Below are 23,103 nucleotides of genomic sequence, written 5' to 3'. Positions count from 1 at the left end.
GGGGTATCGAGGAAGCCCAAAAGGTCTTGGACAGGCAGCTTCGCCGGGCGGTCAAATCGCAGCACCACGTGCCCGGTTGACGTCGGCAGGTGTGCTGGACAGCGGACTCGCCGCCCAGCGTTCGGATGTGTCAGCCCTTGCACCGCCGGCGGACAACCGGCGTGACGCGCGACGGCGGACGCCGTACCCGGTGCTTTCGCACAGGAAAGGTAAGTAGCCATGGAGTTCAACAGGCAGCGGCGCAATATCTTCAAAGCCGTGGTGTCCGGCGGGCTGGCAGTGGCAGGCGTGTCCGCCCTGTCCCGGCAGCCCTCGGCAGAGGCGGCGGAGCCCTCGGCAGGACCGACGCCCCGGGGGCTGTGGCGCGCGCGCAGTCCGCTGCCGGTCAAGCGGGCCGAGGTCGGGGTGGCCGCGGTCGGCGGGCGGATGTATGTCGTGGGCGGCACCGTGCAAAAGGGCGACGAAACCCCGGTGTGGGCGACAACCGAGGTGCACAGTTACGACCCCAGGCAGGACAGGTGGTCCAGCCACGCCCCGCTGCCCAAGCCGCTCACACACGCCGGTGTGGCCGCGCTGGACGGCCGGCTGTACGTCTTCGGCGGGTTCACCAGCCCTGTCCACATGAATCCGCAGCGGGACGCGTACGTCTACGACCCGCGCCGTGACGTATGGGACCGTCTCCCCGAGATGCCGGTGGCACTCGGATCGATCGCAGTGGCGGCCGTCGACGGACGCCTGCACCTGCTCGGCGGCCGAGACTCCCACCGGGTCGTCACCCCGCAGGGGTCGCCGTTCTCGCTGGGGTACGGCATCGTGCGTACCCATTACGTCTTCGACCCACGGCGCAACACCTACGTCACGGCCGAACCCCTGCCGGTCGAGGGAAGGGACCACGCCGGCGTGGCAGTTCTCGGTGACCTCATCCATGTCGTGGGCGGTCGGGTCGAGGACGTCGACGACAACCTCACCCGCCACGACGTGTACGACGTCCGCCGCCGGCGTTGGGTCCGGGCGGCGCCGCTGTCCACCGCCCGGTCCGCCGGCGCGGCGGTCGTCCTTGACGGACGCCTCGTCTACGCGGGTGGCGAATGCAGGCCGGGAAGCAGCACCGACACGTTCGACGACGTCACCGTCTACGACCCGCGAACCGACCGGTGGAGTGCCGTCACGGCGCTGCCGGGCAGCCGTCATGGGTTCGGCGCGGCGCAGATCGGTAACCGCGCGTACTTCGTCGCCGGTTCACCCAGCTGCGGAGGAGGAGCGAGTGCCGACACGTTGGAACTGACCATCCCGCGCTGACGGCAAGAACCCACCGGGCCCGCGCCGACCCGCACACACGTGGGCGCGGTGGGGGGCGGCCGACCGGGTGACGTCGAGTTGATACGCGGAGAACGGTGGCCGCTCTGCAGTGAGGCGCCGGTCGACGAGCCGCGGTGTCCGACGGCCGGTCGACGGGACGGTGCCGCCCGGCGGGGCAGCGGCCAGGGGTTACCGGGTGCTCAGGCCGGGGCCCGGCCGGGCGGTGGCGTCGGGCAGTGCGTGCACGGCACGCTGCGACCGTTCTGCGGCGAGCCGGCATCGCTCGCGGGTGGGCAAACAGGGCCCGCACCTGCTCCAGGTCGTCGCCGTCCGCGGTGAAGGACGAAATCGCCTGCAGAACGTGGCGGGCGAGGTCACGGGTGGCTGGGATGTCGTTGTCCGCGTTGCGGGCCCAGCCGGACATCATGCGCAACGCCGTCGTGGTCATGTGGGAAACGAGGCCCTGTCACAACTCGGCCAGCGCTCTTTGCCGGTCGGCTCCGTCCATACCTGCGATGCCGGTAACGACCAGCAGCATGCTCTGCACTCTGCCGGCGCTGTACTGAGCCACCAGCACCGCCGACGACTGCTCTCCCTGCCCGCCACGCATCAGAGCGACCAGCGCGCCGCTGTCATCGGCCCACGCCGCTTCCCACGCCGCAATCACACCCATGACCTGGTCCGCGGTCAGTTCCGGTGACATGCAAGACACAGCAGCCATCCTGCACAGCCCTGCATCTCTATTCGGCGTTTTCTCGACGACCGCACTGTTTGGCATGGTCAATGACATCTACGACCGAGTGCTATTGACGGAGACGCGAATACAGTTCCGCACTTTGGCCAGCAGGCGCTCGGTTCCGTGGCACGACAAGACAAGAGGAATTTCCTGATACCTCTACTGATGAGGGTGAAGCGCCAGGGGCAACATGAGTCCTTGGTCCGAATCAGCAATGGCCCTCTCCGTACGCCCGGGCCTGCTTATCCATCCGGACGTTGCACTCCGCGATGATGCCGGCAGCGTCACGGACGGCCTCCTGCTCGTCGGGCAGGGGCTCATGTCGCACAGCGACGCCCAGGCAGTCGGGGCCGTGCCCGCACGGCCCCGCGGCTCAACAGCACCCAGGGGTGCGGCCGCCGCCCCGTGGGAGCACCCTGCCGATTCCCTACCTGTTCCGCTTGCTTGAAGTGCACGCCAAGGCCATAGCGTTGAGGACATGCCGGTATCACCAAGGTCTCGCCGGTGCCCCGGAAGGCTGTCTGACTTCTGTACCGACTGCCGGCCAAACACGAATAAGTGGGAGTCGGACGACCGACACCCCAGAAGCATCTCCAATGCAATAACGCAAACCAGAAAAAACCCCGACGTCTCGACTCTCGGGCTCGGGCTCGGGCTCGGGCTCGGGCTCGGGCTCGGGCTCGGCCGCATGGGCATGAGTTTCTTCCACCGTCAGCCACCACAACCCCGGCAAAGTCGTGACTAAAAAACCGACAGCCGAACCGAACACCCGACGCGTCGACGCATCATCCCGCACGACCAACGAGAAAAGCGGTAAGCGAAAAGTGGCAGACAACAAATTCACGACGCATGCAGAACTTTTCGACCTGCGTGGAAAGCGCGCGCTCGTCACCGGTGGTACCAGAGGCATCGGGATGATGATCGCGCGTGGCCTTCTCCAGGCGGGCGCCCGCGTGGTCATCAGCTCACGCAACGCAGAAGCGTGCGCTCAGGCGCAGGAAGAGCTGTCCACATTCGGTGAGGTGCGGGCCATCCCCGCCGACCTGTCCCGCCACGACGAGTGCCGGCGACTGTCCGACCTCGTCACCGCCGACTCGGAGCGTCTCGACATCCTCGTCAACAACGCGGGCGCCCTATGGGACGAGCCGCTGGCGACGTTCCCGGACGCGGCCTGGGACACGGTCGTCGACCTCAACCTGAAGTCGCCGTTCTGGCTGGTCCAGGCGCTGCTGCCGACACTTCGCAGGGCGGGCACCGCCGACGATCCGGCACGGATCATCAACATCGGCAGCATCGCCGCCATCCACATCCCCCAGCGGCCCAACTACTCGTACTCCAGCAGCAAGGCCGCGCTGCATCAACTCACCAGAGTGCTCGCCAAGGAACTAGGACCGCAGCACGTCACCGTGAACGCCGTGGCGCCGGGACCGTTCCCGTCGACGATGATGGCTGCAACCCTCGATGAGTTCGGCGAAGCGATCGAGGCGTCGGCCCCACTACGCCGGATCGGCCGCGACGACGACATGGCGGGTGTCACCGTGTTCCTCGCCAGCCGGGCAGGCGCATACCTGACGGGCGCCGTGATCCCCGTCGACGGCGGCATCGCCACAACCGCGTAGGCCGCCCAGCGAGCTCGTGCATGGTTGGCGGTAACGCGTCGCAACCCTGATAGTTGATCATGATCCGTGTGGCGGGGAACCGGGCGCGTGCAGCAGTCATCCGCAGCCGGCGGATCACCGGGCTGACGCCCGACGTGATCGCTGAACTCATCGCTGAGATCGGTCCGTTGCGGCACGAACGGCATCAGTTCGTGCCGACGTCACGCCCTCGCCGCCGAGCCGTCGGTGCCGGGGCCAGGCACGAGCTCGTAAGGGCCCCTCTCAAATCAGCGATGCAGCAGCTCACAGGTGGAGGCCTGCCAGGCGTAGAACGCGAGGCGCGGATACGTGGCCGTCGCGTAGGACCGAGGCTTCTACGAGCACGGCGACATCGGCGTCCAACGAGCGGCTGGCGCCCTCTTCTGCCGGCCAGCGGGCCGCGGCCACTGTGCCGTAGGCGGACCAGCCGCCGATGAGTACGACGCGCCTGCTCGGGTTGAGGGGGTTCGGCGCTCTGACGACATAGCCGCAGTCCCGGGTGACCTCGCCGTCTGCGGCTTCTCCCCGGTAGACGGTGCCGGCCCAGGTAATCCCTCCCCCGCCCAGACGCCGATTCCTACGAACCCGCGGTCTCACCGGTCATATCCCCGCTCCGGACAAGATCACTTTGAAGACGGGCCCTGGTTCCGCAGGGTGTTCGGGTTGCCGGGGGAGTCGAGAAAGACGGCCGCCGCCGGCCGGATGGTCAGAGCTTTCCCGGCCGGCAGACGCAGGACGACAGGCACCGCCTCCCCTTTGCCGCAGACGACAGAGCCGCTTCATGTCACGGGCCCGAAGACGTCGCCGCAGGTGGCGATCCCATCTCCCACAGACAACCACAGACAACCGCAGACAATAGGGCTTTGTCCGTGGACCGATTTCAGACCGGCCTCGCGGGCGACACTCCGTCAGCCGCCCACCAGGGCCGACGAACACCTGGCGCACGGTCTGACACGAATGTTCCTCAGACCCCGGGAGGCCCGTGGGTTCAGCGGAACTGAAGCTCGTTCAGCGGGAACTCGCGGGTCGGTCCGCGTATATCAGTTGGGTGTATCCGTGGGGTCGGCAGGGATGCGGGGTCAGGAGGTCCGGGTGTGATGGTCCAGCAAGCGGGTGAGCAACCGCACGAACTGGTCGCGTTCGGCCGGACTCAGCGGTGCGAGCAGTTCGTCATGGAGGTCGTCCAGGACCTTGTCGAGGCGGCGTAGGTGACGGCGGCCTCGGGCAGAGATCGTGATGATGTTGCGGCGCCGGTCATCGGGATCCGGCACCCGCTCGACGAGGTCACGCTCGGCCAGTTCGTTGAGTACGCCGACCATGTCACTGCGGTAGATGCCTGAGCGTCTGCTCAGCCCCGCCTGGCTGGTCGGCCCGTGCTCCTGCAGCGAGGCGAGCACGGCGTAGTGCCACTTGCGGGCATCGGCCCGGGCCAGCCCCTCGGTGATCAGCCGGTCCGACCGCGTGGTCAGCTGCGACAACAGTCGGCTCGCCCGCCGACGCAGCCTGCCGGGTGTCTTGAGCGCGTCGTCGGGCACGTCCGCGGCTTCGGCTCTGATCATGACGCCCATCCTGTCCATTGCGTTAGTCAGACTAACGATGTACGTTCACTCGCGCCGAAAACGTTAGCGCGACAAACGTTTGTCGAGCGAACTCCGAAGAAGGAAGCTCTTGCCCACCCAAGCACTGCAGATCCCCACCGCAGACGGCCAGGCCGACGCCTTCGCCGCCTTCCCCGACCACGGCGAGCGGCACCCGGGGGTGCTGATGTATGCAGACGGTTTCGGCATCCGGCCCGTACTGCGGGAGATGGCCCGCGAACTGGCCGGGCACGGGTACTACGTGCTCGTCCCCAACCTCTTCTACCGGCACGGCCCGGCACCGCTGATCGAACTTCCCGAGCACATCGGAGAAGACGTCCGGCCCGCGCTCATGGCCCAGTTGATGCCCTTGATCGAGGCGCACACCGCCGAACGCGTCCTGCGCGACGCCGCCGCCTACCTCAGGTTCCTCACCACCCAGCCCGAGGTCAGCGCCGGACCGGTCGCGGTGACCGGCTACTGCATAGGCGGCCTCCTGGCGATGCGCGCCGCCGCGGCCCACCCCGGCCAAGTGGCCGCCCTCGCCGCATTCCACGGCCCCGTGGGCGCGGACGGGCCCGACGCCTTCGCCGGGATCACCGCCCAGGTCCACCTCGGCCACGCCGAAACCGATATGACGCCCGAGGCCCTCGGCGAGCTCAACCAGGCCCTGGACGCCGCAGGTGTCCGATACACATCCGAGATCTACCCCGGCACCGTCCACGGCTTCACCATGTCCGACACCGACGCCTTCAACCCTTCCGCACGGCAGCGCCACTGGGACCACCTGCTCCCCCTCCTCGACCTCACCTTGGGCGGACTGAAACCCGTGCCGCCGCGGCTCCCTCAGTTCCCCGAAAAGTAAGCGCAAGGCGACGAGTTGGTCGCGGCGGTGGTGGCCGTGCGGTTTTTTGACCCGGGTCCCGGGTGAGGACATCGTCGCGGGTGACTTCCCGCAAGCGGTCGTATCGGTTCGACCACTCCAGCAGCGCCGGTCGGACATGGCTGAGGCAGAGCCGGACCGTGCCCTGCCGCCGGGGCAGGTTGTGAGGGTCGCCGTCGTACAGGGTCCGGGTCCAGCGCTCGGCCTCCGCGCCGATGCCGGGCGCGAGTCCTTCCAGGCGCTCGGCGAGCCGGCGTTCGAAGGCGTCCGCCCCCGGTGCCGGCCACACCCGCCTGATGCCTCTTTCGGCGACATCTTCCACCGCTGAGAACCTGCTTCCGAGGCCTACATGTCAGATCTGTGTTCTTGGATTTGTTGTGCTGCTGCCCAGGCTGCGGCGACCAGGGGTCGGTGCAGGTCAGTGCGTCGGACGCACACGCCGATGGAGAGTTCTCCGGGGCTGGAGGGGGTGGGCACCTGGTGGAACCGGGAGCGGATGCTGCTGTGCTGGAGGACGAGGCCGGGGATGATGCCGGTGCCGTAGCCCAGAGCGACCAGGGTGAGCAGGGCTTCGTGGCCGTCGGGTTCGGCGGCGATGCGGGGGGTGTGGCGGAGGCTTTTGAACCACTGGTCGGCTGCCGTACGGACGGGTCCTTGTCGTGGCAGGACGAAGGGTTGCCCGGGAGCGGGTAGTTGGCCTGTCGGTGGGGCGGGGGCGGTCTGGATGAGGAGAAGAGGGGTGCGGGTGATCTGCCGGGTCAGCAGGGTGACGGGGATGCGGGCGGGGAGGGCGGCGACGGCGAGTTCGGCTTCGCCGTAGTCCAGGAGGGCGAGGGCGGATGCGGCGTCGCCGGTGCGTACGGAGATACGCACGCGGGGATGCGCGATACGGATCGGGGCGAGCAGGTCGGGCAGCAGACTCTGGCAGGCGGTGACGGAAGCGAACACCCGCAGGTGTCCGCCGAGGTCGTCGCCGGCGGCGTCCTGGTCGTGGTAGCGGTCCCACAACTTGAGAGCTTGAGAGGCATAGTGCAGGAAACGGCGGCCGTGTCCGGTCAGGGCCACGCCGTGCGGGCCACGGTCCAGTAACCGGTGCCCAACCGCGCTCTCCAGCCGCTGGACGGTGCGGGACAAGGTGGCCGGGCTGACATGGCAGTCGGCCGCGGTGCGGGTGAAGCTCAGTGTCTGGGCGAGGTGAAGGAAGAGCCGGTACTGGTCGTGGTCCTGCATCTTTCGCCTTCCGCAACGCCGCAGTGCGCAAGCTGCTGTTGCCGCGCATCGTGCCGGGAGCCTACAAACGAGGCATGTCATCAAGCCACAGCACCCGGCCCCGCCCCGCCTGGCTGTTTCCCGAGTACGCGCCGGCCGGTATCGACCTGGGCAGCAAAGCAGCGGTCGCCGCCTACGACCGCAATCAGGGCACCGATCCGGCCGCCGATGACGCACTGCTGGACCGGCTGAAAGTGGGCGAGGGCAGCCGGCTGGTGGACCTGGCCTGCGGTACCGGCTCGCTGGTCGTCCAGGCGGCGCGACGCGGCGCCCAGGCACACGGCGTCGACGTCTCCGAGGAGATGCTGGCCTTCGCCCGGGCGCGGGCCGAAAGCTTCGGTGTCGCGCCGCAGTGGCACCGGGCCGGCTTCCTGGACTACGACCACCGCACGGAGCCCGCCGACGTGCTCACCACCAAGTCGGCTCTGCACCAGCTCCCCGACTTCTTCAAACAGCAGGCGCTCCTCAATGCCGCCGGCATGCTCCGCCCCGGCGGCACCTTCTACCTCTGGGACGTCGTCTTCAGTTTCGAGCCCGTCACCGCCGACACGCAGGTGCAGCGATGGATCGACACCGCCGGCCGCCCCGAAGGGGAAGGCTTCACCCGCGCCGACTTCGAGGCCCACGTCCGCGAGGAGTTCTCCACCTATACGTGGATCATGGAAGGCATGCTGGACAGAGCCGGATTCGACATCGTCTCCCGCGCCACGCCCCGCCTCACCCACGCGGCATTCCACTGCCTGCGCCGATAACGAAGCCCACCCCGAGGCCCGACGCGGACGCGCCGGCGGTGTATGGACCGGTCGACCTGTTCAGGCCGCTCGCAGAACTCGGCCAGGCCGGGGACGGGCAGCGGTGGGGTGGGCAGTTCGGCGGGTGAGGCGTCGGAGCATCAGTCCGATCGCCGCGAGGTTGAGCATCGCCTCAGAGCTCGCAGCAGTCATTCATGGTCCCTGAGCAGGCGTCGAGCGCGCATGGCCCACGCCCACGAGCGCTCGACCACCCGTCTGCGGGGCAGGACGACGAAACCTGCAGCAGTTCCTTCGCCGGCTTGCTGTCGTGGAGACCGGCAGAGGCAACCATCACGTCCGGGGAAGGCCGTGTGTCTCTGTCAGCAGGTGTCTCTTGCGGCCGTGGATCAGTTTTCCGCCGTCCCACACCCCGGACTTGGTCCAGCGCCGCAAGAACCCATAGACGGTCGGGGACGGCGGAAAGTCCACAGGCGGGGACCGCCACCAGCAGTCCTCCGAGCACACGTACCGGATCGCGTCGAAGATCGTCCGGCGTGGATGCTTCTCGGTCCGCCACCGCGCGCCGTGGTCCAGGCCGGCGGCGGCAGGCACCGCTGGTCACACGGGCGCCGGGGCCAATGCCTGCTGCTGCCAGCGGCAGGCCTCCCAACCGACATGAAGGTCAGGATCGGTTGGAGGACTGGGAACGGGTCCGGCACAGTTCCTGGTCCAGGAGTGTGATCATGGCCTGCTCGGTGTCCTGACCGCCGTCGCTGTTGACGTACACCACGGCGGTCCGGGTCCCGTCTCGGGTGGCGCCGGCCCAGGTGATATAGCCGAGCAGTTCGCCCCGGTGACCGAAGTAGCTGCCGCCGCAGGACAACGGGATCTCGGCCAGACCGAGTCCATACCTCACACCCAGCTCGGGCGCGTTCACGGTGGTCGTCATCTCGTCCAGTTGCGCCGGAGCCAGCAGACGGCCGCCGAGCAGCGCGGCGTAGAACCGGTTCAGGTCGTGCACGGTGCTGATGACCGATCCGGAGCCGACCGCCATACTCGAATTGAGCACCGTGACATCGATGCCGGTGCTGATGCCGGTGCCGGTGCCGAACGCGTAGCCCTCGGCGTGCGGGCCCAGGATGAACGGGAAGGTGCCGGGCGTGCTGGTGTCCCTCAGCCCCAGCGGGCGGATGATCCGGTCGTTCACCTCCTGTGCCCAACTGTGGCCGGTCACCTTTTGGGTGATCATCGCGGCGAGAATGTAGTTGGTGTTGGAGTACGACCAGTCGGCGCTCGGGGAGGGTGCGGGAAGGTGCCGCATTGCCAGCCCCACCAACTCCTCGGGGGTGTAGGTGCGGAACCGCTCGGCTCGATAGCCGTCCGCGCTTTTCAACGCGGGTATCTCCAGCCCGTCGTCACGGATGCCGCTGGTGTGCTGCAGCAACTGCCGTACGGTGATCTGGCTGCCGTCGTTGCCGTTGCCCTGAACCACTCCCGGAAGCCACTGCTCGACGGTGTCCTCCAGGGACATTCGCCCCTCGCCGACGAGTTGCAGCACGACCGTGGCGGTGAAGGTCTTGGTGGCGCTGCCGATCCGAAATCTGCCGTTCAGTGGCATCGGCCTCCTGGTACCCCTCTCGGCCGTCCCCGCGCGCGATGTCACGTGTGTCCGGTGACGTCGCCTCGGCGGACACACCAACGGCGCCGCTGTCGTGGACCGCATCCACCTGCCGTTGGAGCGGATCGGTCTGCGGCGGCCTCGCCGCCGCCGTCCCGGCCGACGTGGCGAGGAGAACCGCGCACAGACTGCTCAGGACGAGCAGACCCCGCCGACGCCTTCCTGACACTTGCATGATGGTCCCCGTCCTGTTGGGGTGCCTGCGTGTTCAGCGCTCAGGCTGTGGCCCCCGGTGTTTGACCCCCGGAACCGGAGGTCGACGACCATCCCACCAGCGACGAAGGGACCGGCCCATCCGGCTCTCCCCCCGACGTACGAGGCGCTGCCCTCAGGGCGGTGCTAGGGGTTACCCCCTGGGCAGACCTTGCCGAGCAGTGGGTGGCCCGGCATGCCGAATGGCGACGCGTCGCCTCTTCGATGAGTGGGCAGAGCCGGCCTGTCCACCGTCCGGAGCCGGACGGGCAGGGCAATGCGTGGCCGTGTGACCGTGAAGAACGTCGGGCGGAGGCTCCGGCCCAGCAGTCCGCGTGGCAGAAGGAACAGCAGGACGCACGCGATGAACTGAAGACGCAGTGCGGCCGAATGCCGATACCAGCCGCCGACTGCGCGCGATCGCTGATCGCACCGGCCTCCAGCTGGAGCAGATCCTGACCCAGCTCGCCGAGCAGGTCCGCATGGACGAGACCGGCGCCCTGACCGTCGGCTCTTCCTCCCGCACTGACCAGAAATGCGGTGCGGGGTGAAGTGATGTCCTACGCGTACGACGCCGAAGGACCTTATCCGCGGGCGGAAAGCAGTCGAGCGGCGGGCGGGCCACGGCCGGTCTGCTCGGTGGGACCGTCCCCCGCAGGTACGGGGAGCAGACGAAGTCATGCGTCGCCCCGAGCGTCTACGCGGGACCGTACGAAGCTATGGGGCCGAAGCCATGGGGCCAATGCACAGCACCGAGAACCGTACGGCACCCATGCTGATCATCGTGACCGCGACCTCAAGTCGCGGTGTTTCAAAGGAAATCGCGGGCAACCGTAGGGTGTCCGGTCCATGCCGGATCAGGTCTGAGGGCAATCACTCGAAGGAGAGACGGATGACAACGCAGTATGGCCACCGCCCGACCGGACAGCAGCCCCACGGCGCACCGCAGGGCACGGCGACCGGCAACGTGCTGAGCATCATCGCGATGGTGCTGGGCGTGATCTCATTGATCTTCTTCCCGATCGTCTTCGGTGTGATCGGCCTGATACTGGCCATCATCGCCAAGACCGTCCGGCACGAGCGACTCGCCGTGCCCGCCCTCGTGGTCAGCGCCGTCGGCCTGATCGGCGGGATGCTCCTCGGCGCTCTGCTGGCATAAGGCGTTTCTTCTGGATCGTGTCGGATCGGGCCGCGGTGCCCGGTGAGATACATCGCAAGGCGGCGTATGACCTGTGCACAGGTGTATTCGGGTCGTGCGACAACGTCGCGAGGTGTCTTGCCGGGCACCGCGGATTCGGGCTGATCCAAAAGAATGGCCTGGAGATCGCCTTTAGCCTCGGGCTTTCATGAAGTGGACTGGGATTTCATGAAGTGGGCTGTCCGAGAGGCGGCCGGAAAGCAGAAACTTCCTCCGACCAGCAAGAATGAGGATTGTCTAGGTCCTTTTCCTGCCGCCGCCGGAAGCACTTCCCGAAACCTCGGCCAGGTGAGCCGAGGTTTACGGCGTTTACGGCGCCGAGGCGTCACGCGGGACTTTGACCTCGACCGGCCCGACGTCGGCCAGCACGGACTTGGCCCGGCCTCCGTTGCGGGAGTTGCCGCTGCCCCGGCCAGCAGCTTCGTGCTTCTCGTAGTCGAGGTGATCGGTGATCTCACCTTCCAGGGCAGACTCCAAGACCCGCCTGGTCAACTGCAGCAGCAGCTGACCAGGCGGGTCAACTGCAGCCCTTCCGACAGGCTCCACGGTCTCCAACTCCACCGTGGTGTCAGTCACTTGACGTCTCTCCCATGATCGTTGGATCCGCCGTTGGATTTACCCTCCCCACCCAGGAACAGACCCACCGCTCAGCACAAGTTCAGCACAACACCAGGCCACAACCGAGATCAACGAGCAAACACGTCAGCCACGCCACGAGCGGGTCGACTGGTCCCGGTCAGGCTGCCGGGGCGGTCAGGACGGCCTTGGCCGCCAGCCGGAGATTCCTGATCATCGGATTCAGGTCGCCCTTGCGGCTGACCAGGACGACCTGGCTGGGAGGAGCGCCCTCGATCGGGACGGTGACGAGGTCGGGACGCAGTGAACTACGCCGATCGCCGACCGGTAGCACGGCGATCGCCCTGCCACTCGCGACGAGTTCGAGCTTGTCCTCGTAGCTCTCGACCGGCGGCATGCCGGCCCCGAGGATCCGGTAGGAAGTCCAGTCCGCGGTCTCGAACGCGCACGGCGCCGCCTCCTCGCCGGCCAGTTCTTCCGCGGTCACCGACGTGCGGTCGGCCAGGGGATGGCCGCGCGGGACCGCGAGCATCCGGGGCTCCTCGTACAGCGGGGTGGTGAACACGTCGTCGGCGGCGAACGGCAGCGGGGCCCGCGCGATCAAGGCGTCGACGCGCTTGTCGGACAGCGCCCCGACGTCGCGGCAGCTCAGGTACCGGGTGGCGATCTCGGCGTCCGGACGACGACGGCGCAGTTCCCGTACGGCGGCGGTGATCACCAGGTCTTCGACGTAGCCGATGGCGATTCGTTCGGTCTCGGCTTGTCCACGCACGGCCAGCTCGGCTCGGCGGGCGGCCTGCAGCAGGGCTTGGGCCCTGGGGAGGAAGCTCTGGCCGGCCGGAGTGAGCCGGGTGCCCTGGGGTGTGCGGTCCAGCAGCCGTACGCCGAGATGCTTCTCGAGCCGTTGGATCTGGCGGCTCAACGCCGGCTGGGCCACGTGCAAGTCGGCGGCGGCCCGGCCGAAGTGCTGGTGCGCCGCCACCACGGTGAAGTAGCGCACCAGCCGCAGTTCCAGATCCTGTCCGAGATCGTTCACCCTTCCAGCGTACGCGTCATGCCGTTTCGGAATGAGCGGGTTGCCGAACCGGTCTTGGACGGCCGTACCGTCCTCGGCCTTGACTGAAGGAGCAACTTTTCCTCAGGGTCAGGAAGGCGACAGGCGCGATGAAGGCGATTCAGTTCCACGAAGCGGGCGGGCCGGAAGTTCTGCGGTACGACGAGGTGCCGGTTCCCGAGATCGGCCCGGGCGAGGTGCTCGTCCGGGTGCACGCGGCGGGCATCAACCCGCCGGACTGGTATCTGCGTGAGGGGATGAAGGTCATGCCGGCCGAGATGAGGCCGGCGCTGGAGTTCCCCCTGATCCCCGGAACGGACATGTCGGGCGTGGTCGAGGCGGTCGCTCCGGACGTGGCGAGGTTCGCCGTCGGTGACGAGGTCTTCGGCATGCTGCGGTTCCCCGGATTCGACGGCCGGACGTACGCCGAGTACGTGGCCGCGCCGGCTTCGGACCTGGCTCACAAGCCGGCCGGTATCGACCACGTGCAGGCGGCTGGGGCGCCGATGGCCGTGCTTACGGCCTGGCAGTACCTGGTTGACCTCGGCCACGACGTGCCGTCCCCTTTCACCGGCCAGGTGCATCAGCCGGTGCCGATCACGCCGGGGATGACCGTGCTGGTCAACGGGGCCGCCGGTGGAGTGGGCCACTTCGCGGTGCAGCTTGCGAAATGGAAGGGGGCACACGTCATCGCGGTGGCCTCGGGCCGGCACGAGCAGTTCCTGCGCAAGCTCGGCGCCGATGAGTTCATCGACTACACCAGGACGCAGGCCGCGGACGTGGTCAGCGGTGTGGACCTGGTGATCGACGCCGTCGGGGGCCCGGACAGCTCACGCTTCCTGACCGTGCTCAAGCGCGGCGGCACCATGCTTCCGGTGTTCTTCGCCGAGTACGACCCGCAAGAGACGGCGAGTCTGGGCATCACAGTCTCGAACATCCAGGTACGTTCCAACGGTCCTCAACTCGCCGAGATCGGGCGGCTGTTCGACGAGGGAAAGCTCCAGGTCGGGGTGGACAGCACCTACCCGCTGCCCGAGGCGGGCAGCGCACACACGCGAGCCGCGCAGGGCCACCTCCAAGGCAAGATCGTGCTGACGGTGGTCTCGTGATCGCCGAACTCCAGCAGGCGGTGGCGAAGTACGCCCACGCCCTGGACGAGCTGAATGTGCCCGAGCTGGAAGCGGTCCTGACCGAAGACACCACCTGGACCTTCACGATGCCCGGGCAGGGAGTGCTCGGCCCGGTCGCCGGACGCGCGGCGGTGCTCGACTTCGTCCGTGACGGGCACACGGCCCAGACCGGAAGGGTGCGGCACCACCTGGGCAATGTCGTGGTCACGACGACGGACGCCACCACCGCTGAGGTGCGGGCCTATCTGGTGCAGACGAGGAACACCGGCGAGAGCATCCAGATCATCTCGACCGGGGTCTACATGTTCGGCATGCGCCGGTCCGACGGTGGGTGGCGGATCGCCGAGCTCACCCTGACGCTGGACAACGCCTTTTAGGGCGCGTTGCTGAACGCCGGCAGGTTCGGCTGCCCTCTGACATTCGGCTGCCCTCTGACAGATCGAGCAGACAGTCGGGGATAGCCGGAGTGGTGATGGCCGTTCCGGCGGTCGCGGGGTCAGATCCTCGACGTGCGGAGCAAGTACGGCGAGTCCCGCCATGTGTGCCGCGGCCTGCGAGGCGCCGACGACCGTTGTGTTCGCCCTATGGTCCTCGGATCCGGGATCGTGTGCCTGACCCAGCGTTTTCGCAGACGGTGCCTGCTGCGGCGAGAGCTGTATGTATGCCCTGTCACCGCTGACTCGACCGGGCCGGGTGCGGGGCTGCTCACACTCCGGGCGAATACCGCAACTCTTGAACACCGGCACTCCACCAATGAGAACGACTCCGACTGCTACCCGGTCACCCGGCGGGGCGACGTCGTTCAGTCACCCTGTCCGACTTGATGACGAATCAGGTAGCCGAACTGGCTGCGATGTCCGCGGATCGGTCCGTAACTGAGGCAAGCACGGTCTCGGGTGATCATGAGGTGTCGAGTCCCTGATCACCGCAACGGAAGACTGTGCCTGGTCGCTCATCGTCACCTGTTCCTGCCGGTCTGGGCCAGCTCGTTGCTGCCCGGCCTCCCCGCACCTGGGGAACATCTCGGCCTGCTGAAGTGTCTCGCGGCGGTGCCTGATCCGCGCCGGTCCAAGGGCCGCCGCCATCCCCTCGCCTTCGTTCTCGTACTGGCAGCTTGCGCTGTCCTGACCAGCACGAGATCTCTGACCGCGATCGCGAAGTGGGCCGCAGACGCGCCGCCGACTGTCCTTGCTGCGCTGGGCGGCCCACTCCGCGAACCCAGCGGCCCGACCGCCCCGGCCGAGGCCACCGTGCGCCGGGTCCTGCAACGCATCGACGGCGACGCGTTCGACATAGCGATCGGCTCCTGGCTCGCTGCCCGCGATCCCGACCGCTTGCCATCCGGTCAGGACCCGCTCTCACGGCCCCGCTGTTCCCTGGCCGTGGACGGCAAGACGGTGCGGGGCGCCCGCCGCTCCGACGGCACCCAGGTCCACCTGCTCGCCGCGATGACCGCCCGTCGGCGCTGGTCCATCGAGAACCAGCTCCACCACGTACGTGACACCGCCTGGACCGAGGACGCCTCCCGCGTGCGCACCGGCACCGCCCCTCGGGCCATGGCCAGCCGCCCCCTGACCACTCCCTGGCATCACGTGATCAAACCGCACAACGCTCCAACTGACGTCCAGCGCCCTGTGCCGCACGGCGAGGCTGACTGAAATCGTGGATTGCGCTACATGGTTTTGAACACGTTCAACTCTTTGGTCTAGGCTCACCCGAGACGAAGGAGGGGTAGCCGATGAAGATTGTGATTCCTGGGGGCACCGGCCAGGTCGGCGCGGTCCTGAAGCGCGCACTCGACGCCGCAGGCCACGAGGTCGTGATTCTCACCAGACGCCCCAGGCGCGAGGGCGAGGTCCAATGGGACGGTCAGACCCTGGGGCCATGGACGGCCGCGGTGGACGGCAGCGATATCGTCATCAATCTGGCCGGACGCACTGTGAGTTGCCGATACACGCCGGCCAATCTGCAGGAAATGATGGACTCTCGGGTCGATTCCACCCGGGTCGTGGGCGCCGCGATCGCTCGCGCTGCCCGACCGCCCCGGGTCTGGCTGCAGATGAGCACCGCCACGGTGTACGCGCACCGCATCGACGCCCCCAACGACGAGGCCACCGGTGTGATCGGCGGTACCGAACCGGGCGTGCCGGACTACTGGGCGTACAGCGTCGAGATCGCCAAAGCCTGGGAGCAGGCTCAGCAGCAGGCCGAAACGCCGCTCACGCGCAAGGTCGCTCTGCGCTCGGCCATGGTGATGAGCCCGGACCCCGGCGGGGTCTTCGCCGTCCTGCTGGGACTGGCCCGCCTGGGTCTCGGCGGCCCGATCGCCGGTGGGGCACAGTACGTGTCGTGGATCCACGAACACGACTTCGTGCGCGCGGTGGAGTTCTTGATCGACAAGGAAGACATCGCAGGGCCGGTGAACCTGGCGGCTCCCCACCCCCTTCCGCAGCGCGCATTCATGCGTACCCTGCGCTCCGCGTGGGGTATACCGGTGGGTCTCCCTGCGACCAAGTGGATGGCCGAGGTCGGCGCGTTCGCTCTGCGTTCCGACACCGAACTGCTGCTGAAGAGCCGCCGTGTCGTCCCGGGCCGACTGACCCAGGCAGGCTTCGACTTTCAGTACGCACAGTGGCCGCAGGCCGCGAATGAGCTGGTGCGTCGGGTGCGCAAACGGGCCGAAGGCGGTTCCGCGACACGCCGGTGAACGGATCCGGGTCGGCGGCCGATCTGGCCGCCCCGTCGTCCCTGGCCAGCCTGTGCTGCACCAGCCACCATGCGCGCAACACCACCCTCCCCCTGACCAGCCTCGGCATCACGTAATCAAACCGTACAGACCCACTGAACGACGCCGCCCTGGGTCACCTGGCGGGTGCGAGCGGTGGTTCTGGCAGAGCTGCGCCACTGTTCCCTGCTTCCTGCTTCCTGCTTCCTGCTTCCTGCATACGCCACCTGCCGTTGCCCAGAGATACCGATCACTCCTGCCCTCCGGCCCCGTAGTCGGAGGACCACCGGATCTCCTCTTGTACGTCGGCGTCCGGCTCGGTGGGCAGCGGGTCGGCGTACAGACCGCGGTAGGGGCCGTCGGGGTCGGACGGCGGCGCGGTTTTAGGGGCGCGGTGGCGGATGAAGTGGCCCAGGACACGGGCGGCGTCGGTGGCGGCTTGTTCGGGACGTCCTGGACGATCTGTTCAAGGGCGAGGATGCCGCCGACGCGTATGTAGATCTGATCTGGGCCGAGGCGTTCGAGGGCTTTTTCGAGGACTTTGGTGAAGCGGTCGGTGATCTGCCTGCGCCGGGTGAGGCGGTAAGTGCGGGCGGTGCAGAGGAGCGCGATCCGCGGCACCGAGGGCCGCAGCGAACGCCACCACGGCGGTCCGCAGGCCGGTGCCGAGAGCGGCAGACCCATCGGCCAGTACTCCAGCCGTAGATCGATACAGCGAGTGAAGTGTTGCTTCTTGGCGTCGGTAGTGGCCGGTGCGGGCTCGGTGTTGGTGGCATCGGCGCCAGATCGACCAGGCCTCGGGGCAGGCCAAGATGCGGGCGGGTGCCAGGACTCAGGCTGGTGGGCAGCCGTTGAACTTCGTTTCAGGTCAACGCGATCAACCGGCCGGGTTCGGTGGTGTGGCATTGCCGTGGGCGGCGATCACGGCGAGCAGAGCGTGGGCGAGCATCGCGAACACCGGCCAACGCCGCCGGGAGGTCCAGCGGCCGACCTGGTGCTCGTCGAGTCAGGCCGGATTTGCCAGGCGCCGAGGACTTCGCGGAGGGATCGCGGCGCTCCAGGCCAGGCAAGACAAGGCGAGGCAAGGCGAGGCAAGGCGAGGCGAGGCGGATTTCACTGGCAGCTGGACGGTCGGGCAAGCCGGTCGGCGTCGGTAGACTGGGCATTCGGCACCAGACGGGGGGCGGGCGTGGACTACGGTGACAAGCTCTTCTGGCTCTCGGTCCTGATCCAGCGGAGGTACGCGCAGATCTGTGCCGAGTACGACCTGACTTCCTTGCAGGCCACGCTGCTGTGCGCGGTCAAGGACGAGCCGCGGCAGATGGCGTACCTCGCGACCTCGCTCGGCATGACCAAGAACGCGCTGAGCCAGCTCGTCGATCGCATCGAGCGGCGCCACCTGGTCAGCCGAGCGAGTTCAGAGCAGGACCGGCGGGTCATCATGCTCAGCGTGACGCCCACGGGGAAGGTGCTCGCCGAGGCGGTGTTCGCCGAGACCACCAAGCGCCTGCCCGACGTCGCGGAGAACCTCGACGCCGACGACCAGCGCGACCTCGAACGCCTAGCCACCGCCATCGTGGACGCGTCGGGCGTCTCGGCGTCCACCTCGTCCTGACATACCGCGCAGTTCTCCTGGGCACCCTCATGCCTTGCATTGGTTCATGGCGTGAACTAATATTGTTCACGGCATGAACTAGTCAGGGTTCGTGCCATGCCCTAGCGAGAGGTGAGGACATGGTCACGCGGGAAAACGGTGCGATCGCGGTCTTCGGTGCGACGGGACAGCAGGGCGGGGCGGTCGTCGACGCGCTCCTGGCCCGAGGAGCGCGGGTGCGGGCCCTCGTCCGCTCCCCCAAGTCCGATCGAGCGCAGGCGCTGGCCGCCCGAGGCGTCGAACTGGCGACCGTCCGGATCGACGACTCGGCGTCAACGGTCGCTGCGCTGGAGGCGGTCGACGCGTTCTACTTCATGACCCCGGAGGCGAACAGCCTCGAGGAGATCGAGGAGGAGGTCCGAGTGGGCACCGCCCTCGTCGATGCGGCGGCCGCAGCGCGCGTGCCACACGTCGTGTTCAACTCAGTCTTCGGAGCGGATCGCGAAACGGGCGTGCCGCACCACGACTCGAAGCACCGGATCGAGGAATACCTGAAGCTTTCCGGCCTGAGGGCCACGATGGTTCGCCCGGCCGCCTTCATGGAGAACTTCGCGACCGTGATGGCGCCGAGCCTGGAGGACGGAACGATCGTGCTGAGGCTGCCGCTGCCGAACGACATCGCCCTGAAGATGATCTCGATCAAGGACATCGGCCAGGTCGCCGCCGCGATCCTGCTCGACACCGCGGACGTGCCCGGCGGAGCCATCGAGGTCATCGGCGACGAGCCAACGGGCCCCCAGATCGCCGCCGCGTTCGGCGCGCGCGCCGGGCTACCGTCACGCTACGAGGTCCTGCCACTGAGCGTCCTCGGCAACGACCTCGACAAGGCGATGTTCCGCCAGTTCGCCAAGGTGTCCGAATACCCGTCAGATCTCGCAGCAGTGAAGGCGATCGCGCCGACCACCTGGGACCTGGCCGAGTGGATCCGCTCCACCGGCTGGACCGCGCCCGCGGACCTGGTCCGTTCCTGATACTCCAGCCGTAGGCCGTGATCTTGCCGGCGTGGCGGTCCCAGACATGGCACGGCCACCGCGTGATCCTCCTCCGTTGTGTCGACATCAGATGATCAAGCGGTGGCCGTGGGCCACAGAGCAGAACCTGACCGTTGGCGAGCCGAGACCGGCAGGCTGCTCGCCTTGACCACGGGTTCCGGGAGACCTTCTGCGACGCCGTGGCGATCGGGGACCATGCGGACTGGAATGCGTGATCCGGGCCGGTCCCCGACATCGGTCAGCCGTCCAGGCTCAGGCCGGTGGTAGCGATGCAGCCGTCGACGAGGTCAGAGCAGTGCTGGATCTTCTTGATTCGGCAGTCCCTGCGCCGCCTGTCAGGGCACTCCCGGTGCCACGTCCCGCAACGTGGACGGGGCAGGCACCGCTGCGGCCGGCGGGACCCCGGCGCACCCCGGCACAGCCACTGAACCCGCCAGAACCCGTAGCTTTCGGCCAGCCATCAACCACTCCTGCGTCCCGGCGGCTTTTCCTTGCAATCATGACTTTGGCATATGTCAACCGAGGCTCACCATCCTCCACAAGAGTGGCGGGAGGCACGCCGTCAACCGTGCGGGTGACGGTGACGTATGTCGCGGCAGGAGCGATGTCCGGGGTGCCCGGGGTGCCCGGGGATGCGCCAGACGGGGTGAGAGTGGCGCCCGCCCACGAAGAAGCCGCGTACGTGACCGAGCCCTTGGCGGAGTGCGCGCCATCGGTCGTGAACGGGGCCGGCGGTCCGCGACGCGTCCCCTGTATGGCTGAAGGTGTGATCGTTTCTGCGGTGAACCGGCTACATGCTTGGGGGAATTTGTTCGTATTGTCGAGAAAGTTTGCATTTGTGTAGGTATCCAGGAGATCGGGCTTCTCGTCCGGAGGGGCCGGTTCGTACCGGAGGAAGTGCATGGCAAGTGGTCGGACGACGAATGCCTTCATCTGCCTGCGGCTGCCCACCGCGCTGGTGGAGGCGCTGAGCGGTCCGCAACAGGACTGCCGCGATTACGTCGACCCCCAGGAACCGGAACACATCCACATCACCCTGGGATTCGTCCACGGCGCCGACGAACAGAAACTGGCCGATGTCCGCTCGCTCATCGACCAGGGGACATGGCCGGCTCCGGTCGTCCGCCTGACCGGCGAGGTGCGCCACGGCAGCTGGAGCCTGCAGAAGGATCCCGCCTACCGCTACGACGAGAACACGGTCCAGACAGGTGAGCAGGTCCGCCTGGGCGTCGAGCACAGTCCCGAACTGGCCGGCATCCACGAAGAGATCACACAGCGCCTGGACATCGCCGAGGACGGCTTCTGGCCCCACGTCACGCTCGGCCCGGCCCGCGAGGACTTTCCGTAGCCATCACCCTGTGCGCATGTCGGACCTGCCCGCAGCGTTTCTCCCTGCGACGGGCACGCGTGAACGCATCGGCCTGGAGGTCGAGTCCGGTGTGCTGGACGAGAACACCGGACTCGCCGCTCCTTACGCAGGGCCGCACGGCATGGCCGCTCTCCTGCACCGGGTCCTGCGGGACTGGGGAGGCTCACCGCATTGGGCCGAAGACGTGCTGACGGGAGTGCACCTCGAGGACGGGACGAAGCTGACGCTCGAGCACGGAGGCCAGCTGGAGTACTCGTCCCCGCCCGCGGACGACCTCGTCTCCCTGGTGACCGCCCTGCGCGTCACCATGCAGGCCCTGGCGGCACTGGCGCAGCAGTACGGGCTGGCCATCGTTCCCGGGGGGAACCTCCCCTTCAACCGCGTCGACACAGCCTCCTGGGTACTCACCGTGCGCGGTGGGGTCATGCGAACGTACTTCGCCGCCCTCGGTCCTGAAGGACAAGGGGCGCCGCACATCATGAAGCTGTCGACCTCGACCCAGACCACGCTGGATCACCTTTCCGAGGACGACCTGGCCTCCAAACTGCGTGTGCAGGTCGCCGCTTCGCCCGTTGTCGCGGCGCTGCTTGTCAACTCGCCGCTGTACGCCGGCGAGTTCGACGGCGTCCTTTCCCACCGCTGCCGCGACTGGCTGCGTATGGACCCCCGACGGTGCGGCTCCCCGCGCCCGGCACTGCACCAGCCGCTCACAGCGCAGGCGCTCACGGACTGGGCTCTGGACATGCCCATGATCTATCGCCGTGGTGCAGACGGCTACCGCCTCGCCGGACCCCGGGCCTTCGCAGACCACCTCCGCAACGGTTTCGACGACGGCACCCCTCCCCGCTGGCAGGACTGGCTCTCTCACCTCGACCAGATCTACACCACCGTCCGGGTACGCCGGACTCTGGAGACCCGGGCGCCGGACGGCCCCCCGTACCCGCATGTGCCCGCCGTGCCGGCTCTGTGGACCGGGCTCACGTATCACCCGGCCAGTCGTGCGGCCGCGTGGGAACTCCTGCGGCCGTACACGCCTCAGCAGAGCGACGCAGCTCAACGGGCACTGCCCACGGCCGGACTGGCCACCCGCCTCGGCTGCGACAGCGTGCGCGACCTGGCCCGCCAGTTGCTCAAGCTGGCACGCGCGGGTCTGCAGGCCCGCGTCCACGCCGGGCTCGAACGCCCCGAAGCCGTCGCCTACCTCGACCCGCTCGACGAGATCCTCGACACCAATGAGACGTTCGCCGAGCAGACGGCCCGACGCTGGCGGACAAGCTACCGCCACGACCCGGCCCGCTACATCACCGCCCATCGGATCCCACCTGCCACCTGACCCAGTGCCTCTGTGCCTCCAGAGGACGTCCGAAAAGCCTGCCACCGGGCTGATCTTGCGAGACGCCACACGAGGAGCAATGCCAAGGTTGCTTCGAAAGCCCGCAGAGCGACGCAGCAGCAGTGAGCGAGGGAGCGCGCAGACGACGGCTGGTGGCTCGTTGCCCAAGGGCGGCGGGCCGGACATGTGAAGGTGCCCGTGGCGCTCATGTCGGTACGGCGGTCGCAGGACGAGCGGTGGAACACCAGCCTCGCCGCCGTCCGCCGGTTCCACGCCCGGAAGGGACACCTGCGGCCCGCACGCGAGCACGTCGAAATGATCACCGCGGATGGCTGTGGGGAGGATGAGCAGGAAGCCGTGAAACTCGGAGCGTTCCTGGCCAACAGCCGGCACCGGGCCGCCAGACTCAACCCACAACGGCGGGCGGCGCTCGATGAGTTCGGCACGCGTTGGTAGCTGGTCCGGTGCGGTTGAAGGATGCCCCGTACCCGCGGTGTGGCGGGTACGGGGCGCCCTGCACGAGGCCGGCCGAGGCAGGAGTCGGTCCTTCGCGCAGTGATCCTCCCCCGGATCTCTGTTCCTCCGGGAAGGGGAGACGGAGGACCAAGGAGCCGGGGTCCGGGGCTCCACGGAGCGGCCTCAGTCCCGCGAGAACCGTCCCTGCATATATCTACCCTCCCCACCGCAGGTTGGATGCGGTCGTAGGCGTCATCTACGCCTGACGTAGGGCCGCCTTGTACATCAACGAGCAGAACTGCTTGAGCCTTCACTGGAGGACACCCGCCGTCAGGCCGCCAGTTCCGTGCCCGCGAGGGCCACCTGCGGCCCGCTCGTAAGCATGTCGAAGTGATCGACGTGAACGGTGGGGAGGGTGGGGAAGCTGAGTGCGCAGCGGGGTCCGTAGTTGGCCGACCTGGGTCTGCAGTGGGCGGCGCGGGAAGGGAGTGTGATGTGGAGCGTTGAGGAAGCGGCCCGGGCGCGGTGCGGCGCCAGGGCAAGGGCCTGAGCGCGGAGCAGGTCGCGGAAGCCGGGCGGCTGGAGCGCGAGACCGGGCAGCAGCTGGGACGTGC

19 protein-coding genes and 4 pseudogenes are annotated in these 23,103 nt (G+C 67.9%); 16 read left to right on the top strand and 7 right to left on the bottom strand.

Annotated elements, in window-relative coordinates:
- Window positions 1-219 precede the first annotated feature (219 nt).
- On the top strand, window positions 220-1,299 hold the full coding sequence (locus QFZ75_RS32995; protein WP_307542757.1) for a kelch repeat-containing protein: 1,080 nt from the start codon (window positions 220-222) through the stop codon (window positions 1,297-1,299).
- A 466-nt stretch (window positions 1,300-1,765) separates the two neighbouring features.
- On the opposite strand, the gene QFZ75_RS32990 is transcribed toward QFZ75_RS32995, so the two are convergent.
- Window positions 1,766-2,002 carry a hypothetical protein gene (locus tag QFZ75_RS32990; RefSeq protein ID WP_307542755.1) on the bottom strand — a complete coding sequence of 79 codons (237 nt, stop codon included), beginning with the start codon at window positions 2,000-2,002 and terminating at the stop codon, window positions 1,766-1,768.
- A gap of 857 nt (window positions 2,003-2,859) precedes the next feature.
- Between QFZ75_RS32990 and QFZ75_RS32985 the strand changes: the two genes are divergently transcribed.
- Window positions 2,860-3,654, top strand: a complete 795-nt coding sequence (locus QFZ75_RS32985) for an SDR family oxidoreductase (protein ID WP_307542753.1) — start codon at window positions 2,860-2,862, stop codon at window positions 3,652-3,654.
- A gap of 1,097 nt (window positions 3,655-4,751) precedes the next feature.
- Here the strand turns inward: QFZ75_RS32985 and QFZ75_RS32975 are convergent.
- On the bottom strand, window positions 4,752-5,231 hold the full coding sequence (locus tag QFZ75_RS32975) for a MarR family winged helix-turn-helix transcriptional regulator (RefSeq protein ID WP_307542751.1): 480 nt from the start codon (window positions 5,229-5,231) through the stop codon (window positions 4,752-4,754).
- A gap of 109 nt (window positions 5,232-5,340) precedes the next feature.
- Between QFZ75_RS32975 and QFZ75_RS32970 the strand changes: the two genes are divergently transcribed.
- Entirely contained in the window at window positions 5,341-6,114 is a 774-nt protein-coding gene (locus tag QFZ75_RS32970; protein WP_307542749.1) for a dienelactone hydrolase family protein, read from the top strand.
- A 363-nt stretch (window positions 6,115-6,477) separates the two neighbouring features.
- Here the strand turns inward: QFZ75_RS32970 and ilvY are convergent, their stop codons facing one another.
- Window positions 6,478-7,362, bottom strand: a complete 885-nt coding sequence (gene ilvY, locus QFZ75_RS32965) for an HTH-type transcriptional activator IlvY (protein WP_307542748.1) — start codon at window positions 7,360-7,362, stop codon at window positions 6,478-6,480.
- 74 nt (window positions 7,363-7,436) lie between these two features.
- Here ilvY and QFZ75_RS32960 point away from each other — a divergent pair, with 74 nt between their 5' ends.
- Window positions 7,437-8,153: a class I SAM-dependent methyltransferase gene (locus QFZ75_RS32960; RefSeq protein ID WP_307542747.1), complete on the top strand. Its 717-nt coding sequence runs from the start codon at window positions 7,437-7,439 to the stop codon at window positions 8,151-8,153.
- A gap of 330 nt (window positions 8,154-8,483) precedes the next feature.
- Here the strand turns inward: QFZ75_RS32960 and QFZ75_RS32950 are convergent, their stop codons facing one another.
- Entirely contained in the window at window positions 8,484-8,744 is a 261-nt protein-coding gene (locus tag QFZ75_RS32950) for a transposase (protein WP_373465976.1), read from the bottom strand.
- Window positions 8,745-8,814: 70 nt separating this feature from the next.
- Window positions 8,815-9,985: pseudogene (locus QFZ75_RS32945) on the bottom strand (serine hydrolase domain-containing protein).
- A gap of 397 nt (window positions 9,986-10,382) precedes the next feature.
- Here QFZ75_RS32945 and QFZ75_RS32940 point away from each other — a divergent pair.
- Window positions 10,383-10,553, top strand: coding sequence for a hypothetical protein (locus tag QFZ75_RS32940; RefSeq protein WP_307542743.1), 171 nt, complete (start codon window positions 10,383-10,385; stop codon window positions 10,551-10,553).
- A 341-nt stretch (window positions 10,554-10,894) separates the two neighbouring features.
- Window positions 10,895-11,161: a hypothetical protein gene (locus QFZ75_RS32935; RefSeq protein ID WP_307542741.1), complete on the top strand. Its 267-nt coding sequence runs from the start codon at window positions 10,895-10,897 to the stop codon at window positions 11,159-11,161.
- Between the two features lie 357 nt (window positions 11,162-11,518).
- Here the strand turns inward: QFZ75_RS32935 and QFZ75_RS32930 are convergent.
- Window positions 11,519-11,736, bottom strand: a pseudogene (locus QFZ75_RS32930) (transposase); the annotation flags it as partial.
- 200 nt (window positions 11,737-11,936) lie between these two features.
- Window positions 11,937-12,812 (bottom strand): LysR family transcriptional regulator, encoded by an 876-nt coding sequence (locus QFZ75_RS32925; protein WP_307542739.1) that lies wholly within the window; start codon window positions 12,810-12,812, stop codon window positions 11,937-11,939.
- 128 nt (window positions 12,813-12,940) lie between these two features.
- On the opposite strand from QFZ75_RS32925, the gene QFZ75_RS32920 reads away from it, so the two are divergent.
- From QFZ75_RS32920 to QFZ75_RS32870, 10 genes and pseudogenes are all read left to right on the top strand, one after another.
- Entirely contained in the window at window positions 12,941-13,939 is a 999-nt protein-coding gene (locus tag QFZ75_RS32920; protein WP_307542737.1) for an NADP-dependent oxidoreductase, read from the top strand.
- Window positions 13,936-14,337 carry a nuclear transport factor 2 family protein gene (locus tag QFZ75_RS32915; protein ID WP_307542735.1) on the top strand — a complete coding sequence of 134 codons (402 nt, stop codon included), beginning with the start codon at window positions 13,936-13,938 and terminating at the stop codon, window positions 14,335-14,337. Before QFZ75_RS32920 ends, QFZ75_RS32915 begins: the two co-directional genes overlap by 4 nt.
- Before the next feature lie 525 nt (window positions 14,338-14,862).
- Window positions 14,863-15,213 (top strand): annotated as a pseudogene (locus tag QFZ75_RS32905) (transposase family protein); the annotation flags it as partial.
- Between the two features lie 201 nt (window positions 15,214-15,414).
- Window positions 15,415-15,522 (top strand): annotated as a pseudogene (locus tag QFZ75_RS32900) (ISAs1 family transposase); the annotation flags it as partial.
- Between the two features lie 176 nt (window positions 15,523-15,698).
- Window positions 15,699-16,667 carry a TIGR01777 family oxidoreductase gene (locus QFZ75_RS32895; protein ID WP_307542733.1) on the top strand — a complete coding sequence of 323 codons (969 nt, stop codon included), beginning with the start codon at window positions 15,699-15,701 and terminating at the stop codon, window positions 16,665-16,667.
- A 1,207-nt stretch (window positions 16,668-17,874) separates the two neighbouring features.
- Window positions 17,875-18,300, top strand: a complete 426-nt coding sequence (locus QFZ75_RS32890) for a MarR family winged helix-turn-helix transcriptional regulator (protein WP_307542731.1) — start codon at window positions 17,875-17,877, stop codon at window positions 18,298-18,300.
- A gap of 119 nt (window positions 18,301-18,419) precedes the next feature.
- Window positions 18,420-19,310: an NmrA/HSCARG family protein gene (locus QFZ75_RS32885; protein WP_307542729.1), complete on the top strand. Its 891-nt coding sequence runs from the start codon at window positions 18,420-18,422 to the stop codon at window positions 19,308-19,310.
- 922 nt (window positions 19,311-20,232) lie between these two features.
- A complete protein-coding gene (locus tag QFZ75_RS32880; RefSeq protein ID WP_307542727.1) occupies window positions 20,233-20,679 on the top strand; it encodes a 2'-5' RNA ligase family protein in 447 nt (148 codons plus the stop codon).
- A 16-nt stretch (window positions 20,680-20,695) separates the two neighbouring features.
- Entirely contained in the window at window positions 20,696-22,033 is a 1,338-nt protein-coding gene (locus QFZ75_RS32875) for a glutamate-cysteine ligase family protein (RefSeq protein WP_307542726.1), read from the top strand.
- Between the two features lie 207 nt (window positions 22,034-22,240).
- The gene (locus tag QFZ75_RS32870) at window positions 22,241-22,489 is read left to right on the top strand and encodes a helicase associated domain-containing protein (RefSeq protein WP_307542725.1); all 249 of its coding nucleotides are present in this window, start codon (window positions 22,241-22,243) and stop codon (window positions 22,487-22,489) included.
- Window positions 22,490-23,103: the final 614 nt, after the last annotated feature.

This window comes from Streptomyces sp. V3I8, assembly GCF_030817535.1.
GTDB lineage: Bacteria > Actinomycetota > Actinomycetes > Streptomycetales > Streptomycetaceae > Streptomyces.
Note: the sequence above shows the minus strand (reverse complement) of the source record. Positions and strands in the feature narration are given on the sequence as shown.

Bases quoted from the DNA above. Each gene is read 5' to 3' on its own strand.
- ilvY (WP_307542748.1), bottom strand. From the start codon at position 7,362: ATGCAGGACCACGACCAGTACCGGCTCTTCCTTCACCTCGCCCAGACA.
- QFZ75_RS32870 (WP_307542725.1), top strand. From the start codon at position 22,241: ATGTCGGTACGGCGGTCGCAGGACGAGCGGTGGAACACCAGCCTCGCC.
- QFZ75_RS32960 (WP_307542747.1), top strand. From the start codon at position 7,437: ATGTCATCAAGCCACAGCACCCGGCCCCGCCCCGCCTGGCTGTTTCCC.
- QFZ75_RS32935 (WP_307542741.1), top strand. From the start codon at position 10,895: ATGACAACGCAGTATGGCCACCGCCCGACCGGACAGCAGCCCCACGGC.
- QFZ75_RS32885 (WP_307542729.1), top strand. From the start codon at position 18,420: ATGGTCACGCGGGAAAACGGTGCGATCGCGGTCTTCGGTGCGACGGGA.
- QFZ75_RS32875 (WP_307542726.1), top strand. From the start codon at position 20,696: ATGTCGGACCTGCCCGCAGCGTTTCTCCCTGCGACGGGCACGCGTGAA.
- QFZ75_RS32995 (WP_307542757.1), top strand. From the start codon at position 220: ATGGAGTTCAACAGGCAGCGGCGCAATATCTTCAAAGCCGTGGTGTCC.
- QFZ75_RS32920 (WP_307542737.1), top strand. From the start codon at position 12,941: ATGAAGGCGATTCAGTTCCACGAAGCGGGCGGGCCGGAAGTTCTGCGG.
- QFZ75_RS32990 (WP_307542755.1), bottom strand. From the start codon at position 2,002: ATGTCACCGGAACTGACCGCGGACCAGGTCATGGGTGTGATTGCGGCG.
- QFZ75_RS32880 (WP_307542727.1), top strand. From the start codon at position 20,233: ATGGCAAGTGGTCGGACGACGAATGCCTTCATCTGCCTGCGGCTGCCC.
- QFZ75_RS32895 (WP_307542733.1), top strand. From the start codon at position 15,699: ATGAAGATTGTGATTCCTGGGGGCACCGGCCAGGTCGGCGCGGTCCTG.
- QFZ75_RS32975 (WP_307542751.1), bottom strand. From the start codon at position 5,231: ATGATCAGAGCCGAAGCCGCGGACGTGCCCGACGACGCGCTCAAGACA.